20 protein-coding genes and 1 tRNA gene are annotated in these 19,745 nt (G+C 65.8%); 7 read left to right on the top strand and 14 right to left on the bottom strand.

The genetic code is table 11. The features are described from left to right. From KM295_RS13865 to KM295_RS13855, 3 genes are all read right to left on the bottom strand, one after another. The gene (locus KM295_RS13865; protein ID WP_256030565.1) at window positions 1-1,338 is read right to left on the bottom strand and encodes an isochorismate synthase; all 1,338 of its coding nucleotides are present in this window, start codon (window positions 1,336-1,338) and stop codon (window positions 1-3) included. Between the two features lie 66 nt (window positions 1,339-1,404). Further along, window positions 1,405-1,683 (bottom strand): UPF0058 family protein, encoded by a 279-nt coding sequence (locus KM295_RS13860; RefSeq protein ID WP_256030564.1) that lies wholly within the window; start codon window positions 1,681-1,683, stop codon window positions 1,405-1,407. Window positions 1,684-1,831: 148 nt separating this feature from the next. After that, the gene (locus KM295_RS13855; protein WP_256030560.1) at window positions 1,832-2,044 is read right to left on the bottom strand and encodes a ribbon-helix-helix domain-containing protein; all 213 of its coding nucleotides are present in this window, start codon (window positions 2,042-2,044) and stop codon (window positions 1,832-1,834) included. 221 nt (window positions 2,045-2,265) lie between these two features. On the opposite strand from KM295_RS13855, the gene KM295_RS13850 reads away from it, so the two are divergent. Then, complete coding sequence (locus tag KM295_RS13850; RefSeq protein ID WP_256030559.1) at window positions 2,266-2,853, top strand: molybdopterin-dependent oxidoreductase; 588 nt, start codon at window positions 2,266-2,268, stop codon at window positions 2,851-2,853. An 84-nt stretch (window positions 2,854-2,937) separates the two neighbouring features. Further along, on the top strand, window positions 2,938-3,960 hold the full coding sequence (locus tag KM295_RS13845) for a response regulator (protein WP_256030558.1): 1,023 nt from the start codon (window positions 2,938-2,940) through the stop codon (window positions 3,958-3,960). A gap of 21 nt (window positions 3,961-3,981) precedes the next feature. Here KM295_RS13845 and meaB read toward each other — a convergent pair whose 3' ends face one another. The 3 genes from meaB to KM295_RS13830 form a co-directional block, all read right to left on the bottom strand. Beyond that, window positions 3,982-5,028 carry a methylmalonyl Co-A mutase-associated GTPase MeaB gene (gene meaB, locus KM295_RS13840; RefSeq protein WP_256030557.1) on the bottom strand — a complete coding sequence of 349 codons (1,047 nt, stop codon included), beginning with the start codon at window positions 5,026-5,028 and terminating at the stop codon, window positions 3,982-3,984. Further along, window positions 5,029-5,445: a cobalamin B12-binding domain-containing protein gene (locus KM295_RS13835; RefSeq protein WP_256030556.1), complete on the bottom strand. Its 417-nt coding sequence runs from the start codon at window positions 5,443-5,445 to the stop codon at window positions 5,029-5,031. Between the two features lie 69 nt (window positions 5,446-5,514). Beyond that, window positions 5,515-6,489, bottom strand: a complete 975-nt coding sequence (locus KM295_RS13830; RefSeq protein WP_256030555.1) for an aldo/keto reductase — start codon at window positions 6,487-6,489, stop codon at window positions 5,515-5,517. Between the two features lie 191 nt (window positions 6,490-6,680). On the opposite strand from KM295_RS13830, the gene KM295_RS13825 reads away from it, so the two are divergent. The 3 genes from KM295_RS13825 to KM295_RS13815 all read left to right on the top strand — a co-directional run bounded on the left by KM295_RS13825 (window position 6,681) and on the right by KM295_RS13815 (window position 8,731). Beyond that, window positions 6,681-6,752: transfer RNA gene (locus KM295_RS13825), tRNA-Ala, on the top strand. A 345-nt stretch (window positions 6,753-7,097) separates the two neighbouring features. After that, window positions 7,098-7,502, top strand: a complete 405-nt coding sequence (locus KM295_RS13820; protein WP_256030554.1) for a VOC family protein — start codon at window positions 7,098-7,100, stop codon at window positions 7,500-7,502. Between the two features lie 62 nt (window positions 7,503-7,564). Then, on the top strand, window positions 7,565-8,731 hold the full coding sequence (locus KM295_RS13815; RefSeq protein WP_256030553.1) for an enolase C-terminal domain-like protein: 1,167 nt from the start codon (window positions 7,565-7,567) through the stop codon (window positions 8,729-8,731). A 61-nt stretch (window positions 8,732-8,792) separates the two neighbouring features. Here the strand turns inward: KM295_RS13815 and KM295_RS13810 are convergent, their stop codons facing one another. The 4 genes from KM295_RS13810 to KM295_RS13795 form a co-directional block, all read right to left on the bottom strand. After that, window positions 8,793-9,236, bottom strand: a complete 444-nt coding sequence (locus KM295_RS13810; protein WP_256030552.1) for an acyl-CoA thioesterase — start codon at window positions 9,234-9,236, stop codon at window positions 8,793-8,795. A 97-nt stretch (window positions 9,237-9,333) separates the two neighbouring features. Next, the gene (locus KM295_RS13805) at window positions 9,334-10,587 is read right to left on the bottom strand and encodes a hypothetical protein (protein ID WP_256030551.1); all 1,254 of its coding nucleotides are present in this window, start codon (window positions 10,585-10,587) and stop codon (window positions 9,334-9,336) included. Between the two features lie 97 nt (window positions 10,588-10,684). Beyond that, window positions 10,685-11,854, bottom strand: a complete 1,170-nt coding sequence (locus KM295_RS13800) for a tubulin/FtsZ family protein (protein ID WP_256030550.1) — start codon at window positions 11,852-11,854, stop codon at window positions 10,685-10,687. Window positions 11,855-12,050: 196 nt separating this feature from the next. Next, the gene (locus KM295_RS13795) at window positions 12,051-12,383 is read right to left on the bottom strand and encodes a hypothetical protein (RefSeq protein WP_256030549.1); all 333 of its coding nucleotides are present in this window, start codon (window positions 12,381-12,383) and stop codon (window positions 12,051-12,053) included. A 131-nt stretch (window positions 12,384-12,514) separates the two neighbouring features. Here KM295_RS13795 and KM295_RS13790 point away from each other — a divergent pair, with 131 nt between their 5' ends. Beyond that, window positions 12,515-13,135: a DUF8009 family protein gene (locus tag KM295_RS13790; RefSeq protein ID WP_256030548.1), complete on the top strand. Its 621-nt coding sequence runs from the start codon at window positions 12,515-12,517 to the stop codon at window positions 13,133-13,135. Window positions 13,136-13,187: 52 nt separating this feature from the next. Here KM295_RS13790 and KM295_RS13785 read toward each other — a convergent pair whose 3' ends face one another. The 4 genes from KM295_RS13785 to KM295_RS13770 all read right to left on the bottom strand — a co-directional run bounded on the left by KM295_RS13785 (window position 13,188) and on the right by KM295_RS13770 (window position 18,282). Then, a complete protein-coding gene (locus KM295_RS13785; protein ID WP_256030547.1) occupies window positions 13,188-14,213 on the bottom strand; it encodes a hypothetical protein in 1,026 nt (341 codons plus the stop codon). Further along, window positions 14,206-15,210: a S49 family peptidase gene (locus tag KM295_RS13780; RefSeq protein ID WP_256030546.1), complete on the bottom strand. Its 1,005-nt coding sequence runs from the start codon at window positions 15,208-15,210 to the stop codon at window positions 14,206-14,208. The genes KM295_RS13785 and KM295_RS13780 overlap by 8 nt, the downstream gene beginning before the upstream one ends. Before the next feature lie 97 nt (window positions 15,211-15,307). Further along, window positions 15,308-17,098, bottom strand: a complete 1,791-nt coding sequence (gene glmS / locus KM295_RS13775) for a glutamine--fructose-6-phosphate transaminase (isomerizing) (RefSeq protein WP_256030545.1) — start codon at window positions 17,096-17,098, stop codon at window positions 15,308-15,310. Then, window positions 17,098-18,282, bottom strand: a complete 1,185-nt coding sequence (locus KM295_RS13770) for a sugar phosphate nucleotidyltransferase (protein ID WP_256030544.1) — start codon at window positions 18,280-18,282, stop codon at window positions 17,098-17,100. Before KM295_RS13770 ends, glmS begins: the two co-directional genes overlap by 1 nt. Window positions 18,283-18,405: 123 nt before the next feature. On the opposite strand from KM295_RS13770, the gene KM295_RS13765 reads away from it, so the two are divergent. Next, the gene (locus KM295_RS13765; protein ID WP_256030574.1) at window positions 18,406-19,671 is read left to right on the top strand and encodes a tRNA pseudouridine(54/55) synthase Pus10; all 1,266 of its coding nucleotides are present in this window, start codon (window positions 18,406-18,408) and stop codon (window positions 19,669-19,671) included. Window positions 19,672-19,745 lie beyond the last annotated feature (74 nt).

Here is a 19,745-nt window from a genome sequence, read left to right as displayed (position 1 = left end):
TCACTCCAGCTCGTCGAGGATCGGCCGGTATTTCAGCTGTACCTCGTCCCACTCCCGGTCGGGATCGGAGTCGGCGACGACGCCGACGCCGGCGAAAAGCGTCGCGACATCGCCGCGTGCGACGGCCGACCGCAGCGCCACCGCGAAGGAGCCGTAGCCGGCCGCGTCGAACCACCCGACCGGGGCGGCGTACCACCCGCGTCCGAAGGGTTCCGTATCACGGATAGTCTCGAGCGCCCGGTCCGGCGGAAGGCCACCGACAGCCGGGGTGGGATGCAGCGCCTCGACGAGTTTCAGAACGTGTTCATCCGAAGCGAGTTCGGCCGTGATCGGCGTTTCGATGTGCTGGACGGTCGCGAGCCGGCGGATCCGCCGCGTTCCGGTCCTGATCGAGGCCGCGTGCGGTTCGAGCTGTTTCCGGACGGCGCCGACGACGAGATCGTGTTCGTGGGCGTTCTTCTCGTCGGCCAGAAGCTCCTCGGCGAGCCACTCGTCCTCCTCGGGCGTCTCGCCGCGACCGGTCGTCCCGGCGAGCGCGCCGGTTTCGACGGTCCGACCACGGAGATCGACCAGCCGTTCCGGTGTCGCTCCGAAGAAACCACCGCCGCGGTCGTCGGGTTCGAACAGGAACCGATAGCAGTCCGGATACGTCTCTCCCAGCCGTGTCAGGGCATCGGGGATCGAAAGCGGGCTCGAAAGGGACGCCCGAAGCGCCTGTGCGAGGACGACCTTCCGCAGTTCTCCCGCCTCGATCCGCTCGATAGCGGCGGTGACACCCTCGCACCACTCGGATTTCGAGGTGGTTTCGGTCCGTTCGACGATCCCCGGAGGGTCCCCGACTGCCCCCGAGGTTGGACGTCGCCGGATCGTCTCGCGGGCCTCTTCGAGCTGTCGTTCGACCTCTTCGGGGGATTCCCCGACCGCGTTGACCGTCAGCCAGACCTCGTCGTCGGCGAAGGTCGTCTGGCGCCGCGGCAACACGAACCTCGCGCCCGGGTAGCCGTCCCACGGCTCCCGACCGGTGTGGTCGTCGTGAAACGAGAAGCCGCCGAACAGACGGGGGCGGGCCGCGAGCGTCCCGGCGTGGACGTCGCCGCTCGAGAACAGTTCGTCGGCTGCCGCCCGGACGCTCCGGAACCGGTCGGGGCCGTCGGCCCGTACCGTCGCCGCCGCGCCGCTTCCGACGACTGTCGCCTCTCCGGGGGCCGCCCAGAACGTCCGTGGGGGATCCGCAGCCCCGAGGGCGGTCCGCGGCCGCGGGGCGTCCGACAGTCGCACCGTCCGGCTGACGACCCCGGCCGAGAGGGGAGTCGTCTCGCCGCTCCGCAGCGATTCCATTATCCACCCTTCGACCCCCACCGTCTTAGGTTACGTGTTCGTCGGCGTCCGGACCGGCACTCGTCGCTACAGTTTCGACTCCGCGTCGTCGGCGAGTTCTTCCATCCGTTTGCCGATCCGGCCCGCGTCGGAGAATTCGTCTTCGGCCATGACGTTCGCCAGGGCGTTCCCGAGGACGAACACCGCGTGTTTGTGTTCGCTTTTCGATTTGTGGATGTCGTCTGGGGTCACGTCGAGTTCGTCGTAGGGATCGAACACCGAGCCGTCGATGTCGTCCATTCCCCGGAAATGCTCCATAATAGAGACCATCTTCTCGTGTAACTCGAGCAGCTCTTCTTTGTGCATATTCATGTGTATAACAACAGGCCGTTTAACCTTTGTGCGGTACCGCACTGCATACGCCACGATTCGGTGGATCGACTCCTCTACGCGGAGAACTGATAACCGAACCGGCAAAGGGGGCGACGATCGCGGGGAAGCTGAAGCGGGACCGTCAGAAGACGTACTCGTCGTCGTGGCCCATCATCCCGTCCTCCTCGAACCCCGGTTCGTCGTCCTCCATCGGGCCGCTGGTCTTGTACGCCCGGAGCCCGGTGGACAACAGCTCCTCGATCGCTTCCTCCCGGTTTACGAACTCGCCTTCCTCGACGAGCTGTGCGATCTGCATCTCGAGGTGCTCCGGGACGGTGAGTTGTACCTTCGGCATCGGAACAGTTCGGCCTTCGTGGATTGGGTATTTAAGACTGTCGGGGGGGGTTTTCGTCAGCAAGGAATTCATCACCGGAATACACTAAGATTATTTTTCTATATTGATAGGTATTTCTAATCATAATACGAAATAATGTTCCATCGATCGGTCACCGAGTTCGGGGTCGGCGAGTTCGCCGGAGCGACAGCCCTACCTGTCCGCCACCCCCGTGGAAACGTATGCGAGATCTGACGGACATCCACGAGTCGTTCGGCGGCGGCCGTCTCCCGCCGGGCCAGCGCGAGGTCGATCGGTTTCCGGTCCTCTCGAAGGGCGAGACCCCGTCGGTGCCGGCCGAGGCGACCCTCGAGGTGTGGGGGGCGGTCGGGACCGAACTGGCCCGTCCGCTGAGCGATCTCGGGGCGCTCGGCGCCGAGACACAGCGGCAGGACTTCCACTGTGTCACCGGCTGGTCCCGGTTCGACTGTGAGTTCCGGGGGCTCCCCTTCTCGACGCTCGCCGACCACGTCGTCCTCGAGGACGGCGCGACACACGTCCTCTTTCACGCCCATGACGGCTACACGACCGATTTACCGCTGTCCGACTGTCTCCGGGAGGGCGTTCTCCTGGCGTGGGAACTCGACGGCGAACCGCTGCCCGGCGACCACGGCGGCCCGCTCCGCGTCGTCACCCCACACAAGTACGCTTACAAAGGCGCCAAATGGCTCTCCGGGATCGAAATACTGACCGACGCCGAACGCGGCTACTGGGAGAAGCGGGGCTACTCGAAAAGTGCCAACCCCTGGAACGAGGAGCGGTACCAGTAGCCGGTGGCCGATGTCGGGGGGATCCGCCGTTCTGTCAGGTGAATCGGGCGGAAACATTAACCCACTGTACGCCGGAGTCGGGATATGGCCGGTCCCACTCGTGTACTGCTCGTCGACGACGATCCATCCCTGGCCGATCTCATGGCCAACCAGCTCGGCGACCTCCGCGATTCCTTCTCGATCCGGGTCGAGACCGACCCGAACGACGCCCTAGAGGTAGTCGAGGCGGGCGAGATCGACTGTGTCGTCAGCGATCACCACATGCCACAGATGACCGGGCTCGAGTTGCTCCGGTACGTCCGCGAGATGGACGCCGACCTCCCTTTCATTCTCTTTACCGCCCGCGGCAGCGAGGAAATCGCCAGCGAGGCGGTATCGGAGGGCGTCACCGACTACTTCCGGAAGCGGCGCGGGCCCGAACAGTGGCGCGTCCTCGCCAACCGGATCGAGAACGTCTCGGCCCGGTACCGCGCCGAGGAGGCCGTCCAACGGCGCGAATCGGCGCTCAGACGGCTCGCACGGACCGTCATCGACAGCGTCTCGACGCCCGTCGAGGAGCTACTCGAACTCGGCCGTGAGACGCTGGAGGTCGAGTACGCGGCGCTGGTCAGCGACTCCGAGGGCGGTGTCGAGATCCTCGTCGAGAGCGTCGACGGGTCACTCACGTTCGATACCGCCGACGGGATGATTCTGTCGGACGATATCGGCGACCTGACCGTCGATGGCGGCGGGATCGTCGCCGTCACGGCTGACTCCGAGGCCGACTCCGAGGCCGGGTTCTCATCGTACATCGGGACACCGGTATACGTCGGCGACCGCCGCTACGGGACGCTGTGTTTTTGTGATCGGGGCGACAGGACCGAGTTTACCGGCTGGGAACGGGCCTTCGTCGAGTTGCTTGGCGACTGGCTCGGGCACGAACTCACCGGCGAGTGGGCCCGCGATCAGGGCGAGGCCGTAAGCGCCGCGCGGAACCGGACCACCCGCGCCCGCGAGGCGCTCGCCGAGGGCGACGAGGCGACGCTCCGGGCGGAACTCGACGCGATCGAAGAACTGCTCGACCGGGGGCCGCCGTCATCGACGCCCGTCTCGATCGAACTCTCCTGACAGGTCCCGCCTTCCTCGTCGTCAGTCCCCGTTCTCGCGTCGTTCCCGAACGCAGGCCGCGATCGGTGCGACGAGTTCGTCGGCTACCGAATAGGGGTCGGTCTTTCGGTCGAGAACCCGATCAACGTAGGTCTCGAGCCCGCCACGGGCAGCCAGTTCTTCCTCTAAGAGCGCCGCCGTGTCCTCTCTGAGCAGCGTTTTGATCTCGGCCTCGTAGCGTTTCCGGGTCTGGGACTCGAGTTCGCCGCTCTCGGTGAGCCACGCCGTATGGTCGGCGATCGTACCGAGGAACTCCTCGACACCCTCGCCGGTCTTTGCGACCGTCTCGATGATCCGTGGCTCCCACCCCGTCTCCTCGTCCGCCGGTTCGGTATCTTCGCTCGCCATGGCGTCGGCCCCGTGGTGGCCCGCCATAGGGGACGCATCGCGCATCTCGACCATCTCCCGGAGCTCCATCACCGTCCGGTCGGCACCGTCCATGTCGGCTTTGTTGACGACGAAGATGTCGGCGATCTCTAGGATGCCGGCCTTGAGCATCTGGACGTCGTCGCCGGAGCCGGGCGGAACCAGCACGGCAACGGTGTCGGCGGTCTTGACGATCTCGATCTCGTTTTGGCCCGCGCCGACGGTCTCGACGATGACTTTGTCCTTGCCGAAGGCGTCGAGCGCCTTCACCGCGTCCGTCGTCGCCGTCGAAAGCCCCCCCAGCGATCCCCGGGCCGACATCGATCGGAAGAAAACGTCCATGTCGCCGACGTTCGAGCCCATCCGGATTCGGTCGCCCAGCACGGCCCCGCCGGTAAACGGAGAGGACGGATCGATGGCGATGACGCCGACCGTCTCGCCGCGTTCCCGGTAGGTCGCGGCCATCTTGTCGACGAGCGTCGATTTCCCCGCCCCCGGCGAGCCGGTGATCCCGATGACCTCCGCGTCGCCGGTGTGGTCGTGCAGCTGTGAGACGAGATCGCGATACCCCGGCGAGCGGTTCTCGATCTTCGTGATCACGCGAGCGAGCGCCCGGTGTTTCCCGGCCAACAGCTCGTCGACGAGGGTGTCCTCACCCGCCATCTATCGTTCGGGAGCGTTCTCGCGGACGAACTCGATCGTCTCCGCCATCGACGCGCCGGGGCCGAAGATCTCCGCGACCCCGGCCTCATAGAGCTCCTCGCGGTCGTCTTCGGGGATGATCCCGCCGACGATCACCAGCGTGTCCTCGAAGGCGTCGTACTCACCGAGCCCGTCCATGATCTTCGGGACGAGCGTGTCGTGGGCCCCCGAGAGGATCGAGATGCCCAGCACGTCGACGTCCTCCTGGACGGCCGCCTGTACGATGTCGTCCGGCGATTTGTGCAGCCCCGAGTAGATGACCTCGAACCCGGCGTCGCGGAACGCCCGCGCGATGACGTGGGCCCCCCGATCGTGGCCGTCGAGGCCGACCTTCGCCACCAGACACCGGATGGTTCGCTGCTCCTGCTCCGTGCTCATGTGTCTCGTTTCCCGGGGCAGGTGTTTGACTCTAACGGAGATCCGACGATCCGCCGCTGTGGTTCTCGTTCAAGAGTGTCCGAGGATTCGACCCGGCTCGTATGGCTCCTCGAGGTACGCGATGTCGGAGTCCGAAAGCGAGAGATCGACAGCCTCGACCGCGTCCTCGAGGTGCTCGACGCTCGTCGTTCCGATGATCGGCGTATCTATCCAGTCTCCGTGGAGTTGCCACGCCAGACTGATCTGGGCCATCGACACCCCCTTTTCGGCGGCGAGGTCGGCGACCCGCTCGTTTATTTCTTCACCGCCACGCGACCGGTACACCGCCGCCCGCTCTTTGAGGATATCGTCCGTTTCGGCACGGGTCGTGGTCGTTTTCGCGTGGGGGCGAGCGAGAAACCCACGAGCGAGCGGACTCCACGTCATGACGCCGATACCCTCGCGACTGCACAACGGGAGCATCTCGCGCTCCTCCTCGCGGTAGACCAGGTTGTAATGGTTTTGCATCGTCGCAAACCGCTCGAGTCCGAGCGAATCGCTCGTATGCAACGCGTCGGCGAACTGGTGGGCCCACATTGTGCTTGCCCCGACGTACCGGGTTTTGCCCTGACGGATCGTGTCGTCGAGAGCCCGCATCGTCACCTCGATGTCCGTGTCCTCGTCCCATCGATGGATCTGGTACAGATCCAGCGTGTCCAGGCCCAGACGATCCAGCGTATTATCCAACTCCTGGGTGATCGTCTTCCGAGAGAGCCCCCCCGAGTTGGGGTTGTCCGGATCGACCTGGAAGTACACCTTCGACCCGACGACCATCTCGTCACGGTCGTGCTCCCGAAGCGCTTCGCCCAGTATCTCCTCCGATTTCCCGAAGGAGTAGTTGTTCGCCGTATCGAAGAAGTTGACGCCGAGTTCGATCGCGCGCTCGATGATCTCGAGACTCTCCTCCCTGTCGAGCATCCATTCGTGACGGTCACCGAAGCTGTTACAGCCCAGACAGAGCTTACTGACGTCCATGCCAGTACTCCCGAGGCTGGTGTACTCCATATCCGCCCCTCGGGCCAATTTTCAATAATGTTTGGGTCGGCCGTCGTACCCCGCCGCTCCGTCCCAAAGAAACGGGCCGAAGCGGCTGGTGCGGGACGCGAGACGTCCGCCCGGCTGTGAGACGGTGCCGCACGGTGCCTGCGGCTTCGATGGGTTTATGAATCGTCTCGGGATACTGTTCGATGGATCGCGGGCTCGTAGATCAGCGGTAGATCACTCCCTTGGCATGGGAGAGGCCCCGGGTTCAAATCCCGGCGAGTCCATCGGAGCGACCGACTTCTACGAGGGTACGAGAACGAACGAGCCGAGCGCGAGCGAAGCGGGCGCGCGGATTTGAACCCTGGAAGTCGCAGCGTCGAGCGGAGCGAGGCGACCGTCTTCCTCTGGTTCAAATCCCGGCGAGTCCACTTTCTCACTCGCTTCGCTCGTTCAGCCATTCCCTCGCCGAACGTCGCAACCTTTTCGGATTTACTCACTCCCGGCGTGCCGCGGGTCCTCACATGTTCGATCCGTTCGTTGAACACGTGGCCAAGGGTCTCAACGTCACGGAGGGGACGGTCGCGTTCCGTCGACCGGAAATATTTGAAGATGGCAGCCATCGAGGAGCTATGGAGCCTGAGTCGTTCTTCCACGTGGCGTTGAAGGTCGAAGACATCGACGAGTGCGCTACGTTTTACCGCGAGCACTTCGATGCCGAACTCTTGGAGCGAGGGGATGCCGATAGTGGGGCTGGTGCGACGGCGGTCAATTACGCGGCGCTCGAGGTCGCGGACAAGCGAGTATACCTATTCGATCGGGCACCTTACGAGGCCGCCGGGTTGAGCAGTGAGATCCCACCCGGATTTCTCCACTTCGGATTCGTCGTCGATGACATCGATCAGGCCCACCAGGAACTCACGGCGGCCGGGATCGACTTCATCATGGAGCCGTCCGTCTTCGGTGACCTGAAAATCGCGTTCTTCGCCGACCCGGCCGGTGTCCGGATCGAACTGCTCGAGCACCGTCACCGTTGATCCCGCCGCTAGCGTGTGAGGCTGAGGAAGCTTTTTCATATCGGGAGGGAATGGTCGTTGGTATGATAATAGACGAGGTAGAGATACACGAGTTCGTATACCGCCTTGAGAACGTCGGCACGAGGGACGGACATCAGGTATACGAAAGGGGGAACATGTTGGAACAGCCAGGGTTCGTGCTGACGATACGGACGGACACCGGAATCGAGGGCCACTATCGGGGGTTCATGCAGGTGCCGCCGATGGTGACACAGATCGAGATGGCTACACCGGAGTTTCTCATCGGTGCCGACCCCCTCGAACGGGAACGGATCTGGCAGCAACTCTGGCAGGCGTTTCGGCATACGGATCACCTCGGGATGGGGCCGATCGATATCGCGCTGTGGGATCTCGCCGGGACCTATTACGAGGAAAGCATCTCTACGCTACTGGGCGGGTATCGGGAACGGATCCCGGCATACGCTTCGACCGCGCACCCAGACGAGGAGCCGGACGGACTCGATTCGGCGGAGGCGTACGCCGACTACGCGGAGGCATGTCTGGAGGACGGGTATTCGGGATTCAAGATACATCCCTGGGGCGACTCACAGAAGGATATCGAGCTCTGTCGGGCCGTTGCGGACCGCGTCGGCGATCGGATGGACCTGATGCTCGATCCGGCCAGCGAGTACGAGATCTATACGGACGCGATCCGGGTCGGAACCGTTCTCGACGAGCTAGGGTTCTACTGGTACGAGGACCCGCTGGCCGATACGGGCCAAAGCGGGTACAGTACGGGGAAACTCGCCGACGAACTCTCGACGCCGATCCTGGGCTGTGAGCACGTTCGGAGCGGCCCGTTCGGGCGGGCCGACCATCTACGGTCGGGCTGGCTCGATCTCGTTCGCGGGGATGCACATCTGGACGGGGGAATAACCGGCGTGATGAAGATCGCCAGACTCGCCGAAGCGTTCGGCATCGATGTCGAACTCCACGTGGGGGGACCCGCCCACCTGCACTGTCTCAGCGCGATCCGGAACAACACGTACCACGAGCACGGATTGCTCCACCCAGAGTTCGACTGGATGACCGAGCGGGGGTTCGACGGGGACGTCGAACGGCTCGAGGACGGGTCGGTTGGCGTTCCGTCGGGGCCCGGGCTGGGAGTAGAGATCGACTGGGGGTACGTCCGGGAGAACCAGACCGAACACACCGTCATCGATCAGGCTGGGACGAGCGGCCTGAACTGACCGACTCGTCGGTCACGACCGTCCGGCATCGTGGGTTCCTGGTTCGGCGGTAGGGCGGCTCTCACCCGGTCGGCTCGGCCTCGAGTGCTGCGGCACGCAACTCCCGACAGCGATCGCTCTCGGCGGTCAGTTCCGGCACCGGAACGGGCTCTCCATCGCCGTCGACCGCGACGAAGACGAAATGCGAGTCGGTCGTCCCCTCCCGGTCGCCGGTTCGGGGCGACTCGCGGAACGCCCGGAGGCGGACCCGGACGCTCGTTCGGCCAGCCGCGTAGGCGTATGATTCGATCACGCAGGTGTCCCCCTGGGGAACCGGGCGCTTGAAATTGAGCTCATCGATACGGGCAGTAACGCACGTCTCGCCCGCGTGACGCATGGCGGACATCGCCCCCACCTCGTCCATCCACTTGACGACGTTGCCCCCGTGGGCCGATGCGTGGTTGTTCGTGTGGGTCGGCTGGACCCGCTGGCGGTTCTCGATGTAGGTGTCGCTGACACTCGACATACACCATCGACGGGCGGCGGGCCGAAAGATCCGTCGGCCGACCCGCCGTCCGGACGGGTATCGGGGACAGCCGAACCCGAACGGGACAGCGGCGCTCTCACCGGAGCGGTTCCAGCGGGTTCCGGAGCCGCCAGCTGTCGGTCGTCGGATCGAGCCGGGACGGTTCGGCGCCGCGATCCTCGAGAATGCCGGCGTGAAAGAGCATCGCCTTCAGCTGGAAGACGGTCGGTGAATGGAAAACCTCGCCGTCGCTCAGTTCCTCGATCCGTAAATCGCCGTCGGCTGTGAGCACCCGGCTTCGGGCGTCGTCGGTGCCACGGACGAACAGCTCGACGGCGAACGTCGGATGCCCGACGGCGAGCCACTCGAGGAGATCCACGAGCGAGGGGTCGACGATCCCGTCGTCGTACATCGTCTGAAGCTCCTCGACGAGCAACCGCGTCGCCGGATACGCCCAGACGACGCGTCTCGCCATCGCCCCCCAGGCCGGATCGAGTTCGCGGAACCGAACCGGAGAGCCCTGCCATTCCTCGAAGGCCGAGAGGGCGGCGTCGACCGTACCGTGTCGGTCCAGCGCGAACCGGACGACCTCGCCGCCGAGCGGGGTCCGTTCGACCCCGTCTGGCCGCTCCTCGATCAGCCCGAGGAACGCCGCGCCGGTCCGGGCGCTGTCGGTGGCGCCGACGACGCGCTCTTCGAGGACCTCTTCGGTGTCATCGGGATGATACAGCGCGAGCGGATACGCGAGATAGTTCTTGGGGTGATTCAGGCCGAACGATTTCTCGGCGACCCCCTGGGCGGTCGCCTGAAAACGGATGGCGGTCGCCTCGTCGGCGGTCCGGTTGCCGACGACCCGCGGTCGTTCCAGCGGTGTGACGGTGCCGTCGGGTTCGACGCCGAGGACGCCGACGTTGAGTTCGCATGCGAGCGTCCGGTCGGTCCGGGAGACGGCGGCGAGCGGCGCCGCGACGTAGGCGGCATTGGCCTCGCCCAGCCGGTCGTAGGCCTGAACGACGCCGCGTTCGGCGTCGACAGTGCCCCCGGTCGTGTACCCCTTCGCTTCGACGGCGACGAGCGGCGGGCGATCACCGAAGCGACCGACGGCCAGAAGCTCCGAGTCGAGCGATCTGACGCCGACGAGATCCGGGTATCCCGACCCGACCCGGACGTGGTTGAACGGGGCGAGCCGTTCGCGAATCGACGGCGGAACCGACCGTTCGGCGAGCCACTCGGCGGTCGAAAACTGCGTGTCGACGACGGCGTAGGCGTTCTGGTCGCCGTCCTCGGGAAAGAGACGACGCTTGGCGTGGGCGAGTACCCGCGGTTCCGAGAGCGACGCGGCGCTGGCCACGTGGCTGGCTCGGGGGGAACGATCAAGAAGTTTCGGGGGCGACCAAAGTCGGGAGGCGGACGGGAGAGATTGGGACCGAACCGCCGACCACCGGCGGTCACTCCGAGCCGTCGTCGTCCCCGTATTCCAGCAGTGATTCGAAGTCCTTCTCGTCTTGCTCGTCGTCTTCGGGACCGGTGTCGCTTTCGACCGCCAGCTGTTGCATTTCCTCGATCCGCGGCACCTCGGTGACCCCGGAGAGTACGACGAGTGCGGCGACCCGACCCTCGTCGGGAAGCGGGTAGTCGCCGGCCCGGACTTCCCGGCAGTCTGTCTCGGTTTCGAGCCAGTCGCGGGCGCTGTCGATACCCTTTCGGCTGAGGTGTTCCGGCGGCCCGGAGACGATCAAAAGCGCCCGGGCCGCGCTGTCGGGCTCACACGGCAGCGTCAGCTTTCCGAGCGTCGCCCGCCGGACGAGTGACGTGATCCGGTTGGTCGCGTCCCCGGACGACGCGAGATCGTCGTCGTCCGATCCGAGGAACCGATCGAGCAGGCCGCCCTCGTCGGTCTCGATGGCCTCCGTCGCGTAGCCGATCGACGTGATCCCGCCGTCGCCCAGCGTGTTGATGATCTCCGAGGAGTCGACGACGCTTTCGGCTACGTCTCCGCCCATCGCATCGATCTCGCCGGCCGAAAAGAGGTTCCCGAACCGGGTGGCGATCTCGTCGTTGATCTCCCGGTAGCCTTCCGAGAGGGTCTCGCCGCTCGATTTCGCGGCCCCGTTGTCGAAAAGCAGGAGGCTGTCAGTCGAGCGGGCGAACCGCTGGAGCGAGTTGGCGGCGTTGCGGTTGTAGATCCCACCCTCGTCGGTCGAGGGGAGGATCCCGAGCCCGTAGACCGGCTCGGCGTATATCTCGCCCAGGTGGTCGGCGATGACCGGGCCGCCGCCGCTGCCGGTTCCGCCGCCGAGGCCGGCAATAAGGAGGAACGCGTCGATACCGCTCGTGGCGACGCCGCCGACCGCGTCGTCGATCTCGTGGATATCCTCGCCGACACACCGCTTGCCGGTCTCGGGGTCGGTCCCGGCCCCGTGGCCGCTCACGATCGATTGGCCGACCAGAAGCCGGTCCGCCTCGGGGACGTACGTGAGGCCGGCCAGATCCGTCCTCGCGGAGTTGACGGCGACAGCGTGTTCGACGAACCCGGTGTTGCGCGTGGTGTCGTACTCGATCAACTGATCGAGGATCTTCCCGCCAGCCTGGCCGACGCCGACGATCGCGAGTTTCATCGGCTCCGGGAGGGGCCGCGACGATCGAATGGGGCGGCCGGTGCCGTCGATCCCGTATCGGTCGCCTCGGTGTACGTGCGTGTCACAACGGAGGGGGACATACGTCCTTCATCCAGTGAAACGGTATTTAATGTTCGGGTGGGAATCGACCGCATCGCCGATCGAGCCGGGTCTGCCGTCCGGGATCCGGCGGTATTCACCCGAGATCGAGGTCGGATTCGCCGGCGAGGAGGCGGTAGCTGGCGAGCGTTCCCGCCATCGACGGGGCCTCCTCGTCGTCTTTGCGCTGTGTGCCGTAGTCCATCCACTGCCCGCCCGTGTAACTGTACATCTCGAACCCGGTTTCGGTCTCGATGACGAGATCGACCACGGGGGAGTCGGGCGCGTCGGCGGGGACCGACACCGACCGAACGCCGCTGTCGGGGTCCATCACCCAGACGGCGACGGCGTCCCCGTCGAGTTTGGCCGCTGCCTCCGTCTCCGAGATCGGCCCGTCGGGCCATCCGGTCGCCGGCTCTGGTTGTTCCATACGGAACGAAGGGTATCGACGGTGAAAGGACCTTCGTCGCCGGGCGTGTCGACGCCCCCGAGATCTACCGACCCTCGCCATGTCGACCCCGTTTCCGCCGATTTATACGGGTCGGCCCACTACCGGATCACATGCCGAGCGACGAAAAAGACACGTCGATCGAGCCAGCAGCGGACGCCGACGAGACGGTCGAACCGTCGGAGACGAACGCCGGAACGGACGGCGAAACCGTCGACGAAGGGACGGGATCCGAAACGGGGACGGAACCGGAAAGCGGCGATCAGGAGGAAGACGGAGACGAGATCGATCCGGAGTCGATCGACGCCATCGAGACGATCGTCGTCGACCCCGAAGATGTCGTCGAGACTGCGGCCTACAACGGGCAGGAGGATATCGGCCGCAAGGGGAAAGCGGTGTTCGGCCTGACGCCGCCGTTCGAGGGGACGGTTGAGCCGACGATCCGCCATCTCGCGGACGACTCCACGGAGAGCAAGGCCGAAAACGAGGTCCACCTCCGACCGTTTCGCTTCGTCGCCAAGGGTCAACAAGTCATCGAACAGCGGCCGACGCGACGGCTCGCGAGGGAGGAACTGGACGCGGACGATCCCGACGAGGCGACGATCGAAGCGTGGATCGACGAGGCCATGGGGGCCTGGAAGGACCACGTCCGGGAGAACCTCGTCGGCTCGATCGACGTCTACTCGGCCCACGGGATGGCCTTCGTCGACGTCGAGTACGAGGAAGGCGGGTAACGGACGGCGGACGACTGGCACCTCACCGCTCTCGACGGTCCGGGAAAGCGAACTACTCCGCCGGCGGCGCCGTCGATTCCTTCCGAACCGATTCTTCGGATCCCGAGTCCGACCCTCCGGCAGCCCCGTCCGTGGGCGGACGGGACGGCGCCTCGTCGTCGCGTTCGGCCGTGTAGGGGTCGGCCGGGCCGCCGGTCAGAAACGAAAGCGACTGTGAGACCAGTTGTGCGTTGTCTCCGCGATTGTAGTTCAGCGGGGCGTATATCTTCGAATCGCCGATCAACATGACGCTCTCGCTCCGGACGGCCAAATCGAAGGTACCGGGGGACCGAGTCGTCGAGTAATGAGTCCCCTCGGCGTCGACGCGTGCGACCGTCGTCCCGGTCCCGGAGACCGGCGAGACGCGATCGAACACGAACCGGTCGGCGTCGGCGACCGGACCGGCACCCGATCCGTAGACGCGCCGGTAGTTCGCGTCGTTTTCGCCCATATTGTAGAGGTACCCGTCGCCGACGGCGAGGCCGAACTCGGAGGTCAGGGAGGTGAGATCGGCGTCGGTGCTGGCGTCGTCGGTCGCGACGACGAACCGGCCGTCGTTGTCGACGAACTCCTCGATCGCCTCGCGCTCGTCGGCGTCGAAGTCGGCGTTTCCGACGACGAGGAACGCATCGGCGTCATCGAGCGTTTCGACGAGGTCGGTCTCCTCGCCCGTCGTCGGGGCGGGACGGACGCCGGCGATGGCGAGTTCCGGCGGGAGCGACGCTCCGCCGCCGCCGACGATCCGGACCTCGTGGCCCGCGTCGACGAGCGAGGTGACGACGGGGTCGAGTTCGGAGACAGGGCCGTCGGTCGTGATCGCGACCGTCCGCGAGGGGCCCTTTTCGAGTTCGATCTCGCCGGACTTCGGCTCGAGTTCAGCCTCCGACATCAAGCTCTCGTCGGTGTAATACCCCTTTTCAACCGTCGCGCCGGACGCCTCCGCCGGCCGGTCTGCCGTAATGAAGCCGACGGTTGCGGCGCCGACGACGACGAGCCCGACGATGGCGAGGAAGGCAACGAGTCGTCTGCTGTCACTCACCTTCGCTCACCTCCGTGGTGGTCCCGGCTGTCGTCTCAACCTCGTCGGCTGTACTGACCGGCTCGGAGCCGGCCGTCGTCACGATCACGTCGCTTTCGGGGATCGTCCCGTAGAGGGCGGTCGGGACGGGCGTCTCGACGCCCGGCGCCGGATCGAGCAACGCGACGGCTGAAGCGGTGTCGTTCCCGCCCTCAGTTCCGAACAGCGGGAATCCAGGGGCGTCGGGTGTCGTATCGAGTTCGACGGTCTCGTAGCGATCGAGTCCGGCGAGTTCGGCGGCACGTGCGATCGCCATCTCGGTCGTGCCGACCTCGTCGATCATCCCGTTGTGGAGCGCCGCCTGGCTCGGATAGACCTTGGCGTGGGCGAGTTCGGCCTTCGAGAGTTCGAGTTTTTCGCCCCTATGTTCGAGGACGGTCCCGTAGAACCCCTCGACCATCACCTCTGCCATCTCGATGGCTTCGGCCTCGGTGTAGCCGCCGGATTTGTCCGGCCCGGACTGGATCGTCCGGTAGCCGGCGTCGGCGTCGGCGTTGAGCGTGGCGAAGTTGATACCGACGCTGCCGATCATCGAACTCGGATTGGCGTAGATCTCGTCGGCCGGCGCGCTGACGTAGTACCCGCCGGAGGCGGCCATCTGGCCGACGCTGACGACGACGGGCATCTCCGCCGCCGTCCGCTCGACCTCGAGGGCGATCTCTTCGGTCGCGGCCAGCGAGCCGCCGGGCGTGTCGACTTTCAGGACGACGGCGGCGATGGAGTCGTTCTGTCTGGCCTCCACGAGCGCGTCGACGACCGGCCCGCTCGTTCCGGGCGAGATGAGCCCGGGGACCTCGATAACGGCGACTTGCTCGGCCGATTCGGCGGTCCGGTTTCCGACGCTGTAGGCCATCGGCGCCAGAAGCGCGCCGATCAAAAGCGCGACGACGACGATCACCAGCCGCGATCGGATCCCGGTAGCGACTATCGAACGTATACGGTCTGTCAGTCCTGACATTCGTTCGGCCGCTCGTCGGGAGTGAGTATATAAACGTGGATAGCACAAAAACCGGCTTTAGCTAACTTCGATTTCTCGGGGAACGTCGGGACCGTCGTTACTCGACAGTGACGCTCTTTGCGAGGTTCCGCGGCTTGTCGATCGACCGACCGAGCTTCGCCGCGGTGTGATAGGAGGCGAGCTGGAGCTGGACGTTCGCCAGGATCGCCGCCGTTCGGGGATCCGTTTCGGGGATCTCGAGGGTGTGATCGGCGTACCGGTCGGCGTCGGATCGGCCGTCCGTGACGGCGACGACCGGCGCGTCGCGGGCCTCGACCTCCTTTACGTTGCCGACCGTCTTGCGCGCGAGTTCGCCATCGCCGACGACAGTCGCGAACACGGGCGTGTTCGCGGTGACCAACGCGAGCGGCCCGTGTTTCAGTTCGCCGGCGGCAAAGCCCTCGGCGTGTTCGTAGCTGATCTCCTTCATTTTCAACGCCCCCTCCAGGGCAACGGGAAAGTTCAGCCCCCGCCCGATGAAGAAGTACGCCTCGGCGTCGAGATACGCCTCGGCGACCGCCTCGGCGTTCGATTCGTCGAGGATCGTCTGGACGTCGCCAGGTAGATCCCGCAACGCGGAGACGAGATCCCGGTCCGGCGTTCCGTCCGCGACGACCTGCGTCAGGAGGTTGAGAGCGGTCTGTTGGCCGGCGAAGGTCTTCGTCGCGGCGACGCCGATTTCGGGGCCCGACCGGATGTAGAAGGCGTCGTCGCACTCTCTGGCCATCGTCGAGCCGACGGTGTTGGTGAGCGCGAGCGTCCCGGCGCCGCGCCGTCTGGCCTCCCGGGTCGCCGCGAGCGTGTCGGCGGTCTCGCCGCTCTGTGAGACACCGACGACGGTCGCGTCCTCGATCGGTGGCGGCGAACTCGCGTACTCGTGGGCGTAGTGGGCCTGCGCTGAGATTCCCTCGGCCGAGAGCAGTCCCGCCCCGTAGACCGCGGCGTGATAGCTCGTCCCCGCCGCGACGAGATGGATCCGATCGAAGTCGAGATCTCCGAGCTCTTCGACGGAGACGGTCCCGCCAAGTTCGTCCACCCGGCCCCGGAGGCACTGCCGGAGCGCCCGGGGCTGTTCGTGGATCTCCTTGAGCATGAAGTGGTCGTAGCCGCTCTTGCCGGTATCTTCGGGATCCCAGGCGACGGTTTCGATCGATTTCTCGACCGGAGCGCCGTCGGCGTCGGTGACCTGCCAGCCGCCCGCGGACAGTTCCGCGAACTCGCCGTCGTCGAGATAGACGACGCGGTCGGTGAACTCCCGGAACGCGGGGACGTCGCTGGCGAGGTACGTCGCGTCCCCGTCGATTCCCAACACCAGCGGCGAGTCGTTGCGCGCGACGAACACCGATTCGCGGCCGGCGACCAGACAGGCGATGGCGAAACTCCCCTCCAGCCGGTCGATCGCGGCCCGGAAGGCGGTCTCGGGGTCGGCGCCGGATTCGAGCCCAGCCTCGATCAGATGCGGGACGACTTCGGTGTCGGTGTCGCTTTCGAACTCGTGGCCGGCGTCCGATAGTTCGTCCCGGAGCTTTTGATAGTTCTCGATGATGCCGTTGTGGACGACGGCGACCGATCCCGCACAGTCCAGGTGGGGGTGGGCGTTCTCGTCGGTCGGCGGCCCGTGTGTACTCCAGCGGGTGTGGCCGATCCCGACCGACCCCGAGAGGTCCGGACCCCCCTCGAGGGCGTCCCGGAGGGCCCCGAGTTCGCCGGCGCGTTTGAGGACGCCGAGTGTCTCCCCGCCGAGGGCGACGCCCGCCGAATCGTACCCGCGGTATTCGAGCTTCGAGAGGCCGTGAACCAGCGTCCCGAGGGTGTCATCACGGCCGACACAACCGATGATCCCGCACATCAGCGGACGACCTCCGTGTCGTCGTCGATCGTGCCGCTCGCGTAGACGCCGGGGCCGATATCGACGTTCGCGCCGACAAGAGTGCCGGAGGCGAAGGTGACGCCGCCGCCGACGGACGCCCGGTCGGCCAAAACGGCGCCGAGTTGCTGGTCCTCGAAGACTGTATCGCCGACGCGGACGTCACCGGGACCGCCGGGAGCGACCGTCCCGGCGCCGATGTCGGCCATCTCGCCGACGACACAATCGAGCAGCGTCGTCCCCGCCTCGATCCGGCAGTCGCTGTCCAGAAGGACGTCTCGGAGTGTGGTGTTGGCCCCGATCGTCGCGTTGTACCCGACGGCGACGTTCGGCCCCAAGACGGCGCCGGCGGCTACCTCCGAGTCCGTCCCCACGACGACCGGCGGCTGCAGTGTCGCGTCCGGGTGGATCCGTGCGCTTTCGGCCACCCAGACGTCCGACTCGCCTTCGGGCTGTGTGACGCGTCCCCGACGCAGCAACTCGCGGGTGAGAAATAGGAGATCCCACGGGTACGTCGCGTCGACCCACAGGCCGTCGGTACGGACGCCCTTGACCGTTCCCTCGTCCATGAGCGTCCCGATCACGTCCGAGAGCCGGAGTTCGCCCGCACGGCGGTCGGTTCGAGCGATCGCGTCGAACACCGACGGTCCGAACGCGTATACTCCGGCGTTTATCAGCCTGAAATCGTCCGTATCGGGCTTTTCGGCGAACGCGACGACCCGGTCGTCCGACACCTCGACCGCGCCGTACTCCGCCGGCGTCGGGTGTTCCAGCGCCGAAAGCGTCGGACTGTCGTCGAAACTCGCGAGGACGTCCTCGATGATCCGCTCGTCGATGACGCGATCGCCGTTGAGCACCAGCATCGGTCCCTCGATTTCTCCCTCGACCTGCTGGAGGGCGTGGGCGCTCCCGAGCTGTTTCGCCTGGTGGACGTAGGTGATCGGGGTGTCGCGGTAGCTGTGGCCGAAATATTCCTGTATCCGCTCGCGCCGGTAGCCGACGACGAGACAGAGCTTCTCGATCCCACACTCCACGAGGACATCGAGGACGTGTTCGAGGATCGGTCGACCGGCGGCGGGAAGCATCGGTTTCGGGCGGTTGGCCGTCATCGGCCGCAGTCGCGTCCCTTCCCCCGCGGCGAGGACGACGCCGGTAGTGATTTCCATACCTTCCCTCGCGGCTGCCGAAGAATGAAAGTATCGGCACTCGAGGTGTCGGCGAACGACAGCCGTTCGAAGACCGGCTCCAGAACACAACATCGAAGGCGACGCGGCGACGAACTCGTTCCGATGGACATCCTCGAGACCGCGCGTGACCTCCTTGCTACCGGGCCTCTCTGTGACTCCTGTCTCGGACGCCCGGTCGCCGACCGGAGCTTCGGGCTGACGAACGACGAACGGGGGCGTGCGCTCCGGACGGCGGTCGCGCTGGCCGACGACGAGCCCTATGAGGGCCCAGAAGAGCCGTGTTGGGTCTGTGAGGGGCTCTGTGACCGGTTCGACGAACTCGCACGGCGGGCCGTCGAGGCCCTCGGGGAGACCGAACTGTACACCTATCAGGTTGGGACCCGGGTGCCGCCGCTGTTCGAGGAGAACGACCGGCTGTTGCGGCTCGACGCCGGGCTGGATGAAGAAGCCGGCGAGGAACTCGGCACGGAGCTGAACCGCGAGATCGGGCGGCGGGTCGGCCGGCAGCTGGGCGCGGACGTCGACTTCGAGCGTCCGGACGTGCAGTTCCTCGTCGATATGGAGGCCGACGAGATCGAGATCCAGCGAAATTCCGTCTCGATCTACGGGCGCTACCGGAAACTCGAACGCGGGATCCCCCAGACCGAGTGGGTGAAGTTCGAGACGAGCGTCGAGGAACTCCTCGAACCGTCCTTCCTGAGCGCGTTCCGGGGGACCGACGCGGTCTTTCACGGCGCCGGCCGCGAGGACGTCGACGCCCTGATGCTCGGGTCGGGTCGGCCGTTCGTCCTCGAGATCAAAGAGCCCCGTCGCCGGGACGCGGACCTCAAAGCCCTCCAGCGGGAAGTCAACGAAGACACGGGCAGCGCTGTCGAAATCGAGGGACTCCAGTTCGTCACCTACGAGATGATCGAGCGGGTCAAAGGCCACGACGCCTCGAAGACGTACCGGGCGACGGTCGGCTTCGAGGAGCCAGTCGACCCCTCGGCGTTCGAGGCCGCGATCGGGGCCCTGGAGGGGACGACGATCGAACAGCGAACCCCGAATCGCGTCGACCACCGGCGGGCAGACCTCGTGCGGGAACGGACGGTGCTGGACATCGACGGCTCGCTGACCGACGAGTACACCGCGACCGTCGAGATACACGGCGAGGGTGGGCTCTACATCAAGGAACTCGTAAGCGGCGACGAGGGGCGGACCGAGCCGAGCCTGGCCGGGGAACTCGGCATCGAGGCGACAGTCGAGACTCTCGACGTGATCGACGTCGAGGGACGGGACGAGCCGTTCCTGACGCCCGAATACGAACGCGACCGCGAGGGGTCACCCGCAAGCGGCGCCGGCGTGTCGGAAGCGAACGGTGGGGAGTGATACGGTCGTGCGAAACTACTTACCGGTGTAGACTCGATTTCGTGTAATGAGTCGGTTGGACGGTATCACTCTGG

The sequence above is a fragment of the Natronomonas aquatica genome (genome assembly GCF_024449025.1).
Taxonomy (GTDB): Archaea; Halobacteriota; Halobacteria; order Halobacteriales; family Haloarculaceae; genus Natronomonas; species Natronomonas aquatica.
Note: the sequence above shows the minus strand (reverse complement) of the source record. Positions and strands in the feature narration are given on the sequence as shown.

What these genes read in the sequence shown, in the direction of transcription:
- KM295_RS13865 (WP_256030565.1), bottom strand. Translation starts at nt 1,338, where the DNA reads ATGGAATCGCTGCGGAGCGGCGAGACGACTCCCCTCTCGGCCGGGGTC.
- KM295_RS13860 (WP_256030564.1), bottom strand. Translation starts at nt 1,683, where the DNA reads ATGCACAAAGAAGAGCTGCTCGAGTTACACGAGAAGATGGTCTCTATT.
- KM295_RS13855 (WP_256030560.1), bottom strand. Translation starts at nt 2,044, where the DNA reads ATGCCGAAGGTACAACTCACCGTCCCGGAGCACCTCGAGATGCAGATC.
- KM295_RS13850 (WP_256030559.1), top strand. Translation starts at nt 2,266, where the DNA reads ATGCGAGATCTGACGGACATCCACGAGTCGTTCGGCGGCGGCCGTCTC.
- KM295_RS13845 (WP_256030558.1), top strand. Translation starts at nt 2,938, where the DNA reads ATGGCCGGTCCCACTCGTGTACTGCTCGTCGACGACGATCCATCCCTG.
- meaB (WP_256030557.1), bottom strand. Translation starts at nt 5,028, where the DNA reads ATGGCGGGTGAGGACACCCTCGTCGACGAGCTGTTGGCCGGGAAACAC.
- KM295_RS13835 (WP_256030556.1), bottom strand. Translation starts at nt 5,445, where the DNA reads ATGAGCACGGAGCAGGAGCAGCGAACCATCCGGTGTCTGGTGGCGAAG.
- KM295_RS13830 (WP_256030555.1), bottom strand. Translation starts at nt 6,489, where the DNA reads ATGGAGTACACCAGCCTCGGGAGTACTGGCATGGACGTCAGTAAGCTC.
- KM295_RS13820 (WP_256030554.1), top strand. Translation starts at nt 7,098, where the DNA reads ATGGAGCCTGAGTCGTTCTTCCACGTGGCGTTGAAGGTCGAAGACATC.
- KM295_RS13815 (WP_256030553.1), top strand. Translation starts at nt 7,565, where the DNA reads ATGATAATAGACGAGGTAGAGATACACGAGTTCGTATACCGCCTTGAG.
- KM295_RS13810 (WP_256030552.1), bottom strand. Translation starts at nt 9,236, where the DNA reads ATGTCGAGTGTCAGCGACACCTACATCGAGAACCGCCAGCGGGTCCAG.
- KM295_RS13800 (WP_256030550.1), bottom strand. Translation starts at nt 11,854, where the DNA reads ATGAAACTCGCGATCGTCGGCGTCGGCCAGGCTGGCGGGAAGATCCTC.
- KM295_RS13795 (WP_256030549.1), bottom strand. Translation starts at nt 12,383, where the DNA reads ATGGAACAACCAGAGCCGGCGACCGGATGGCCCGACGGGCCGATCTCG.
- KM295_RS13790 (WP_256030548.1), top strand. Translation starts at nt 12,515, where the DNA reads ATGCCGAGCGACGAAAAAGACACGTCGATCGAGCCAGCAGCGGACGCC.
- KM295_RS13780 (WP_256030546.1), bottom strand. Translation starts at nt 15,210, where the DNA reads ATGTCAGGACTGACAGACCGTATACGTTCGATAGTCGCTACCGGGATC.
- glmS (WP_256030545.1), bottom strand. Translation starts at nt 17,098, where the DNA reads ATGTGCGGGATCATCGGTTGTGTCGGCCGTGATGACACCCTCGGGACG.
- KM295_RS13770 (WP_256030544.1), bottom strand. Translation starts at nt 18,282, where the DNA reads ATGGAAATCACTACCGGCGTCGTCCTCGCCGCGGGGGAAGGGACGCGA.
- KM295_RS13765 (WP_256030574.1), top strand. Translation starts at nt 18,406, where the DNA reads ATGGACATCCTCGAGACCGCGCGTGACCTCCTTGCTACCGGGCCTCTC.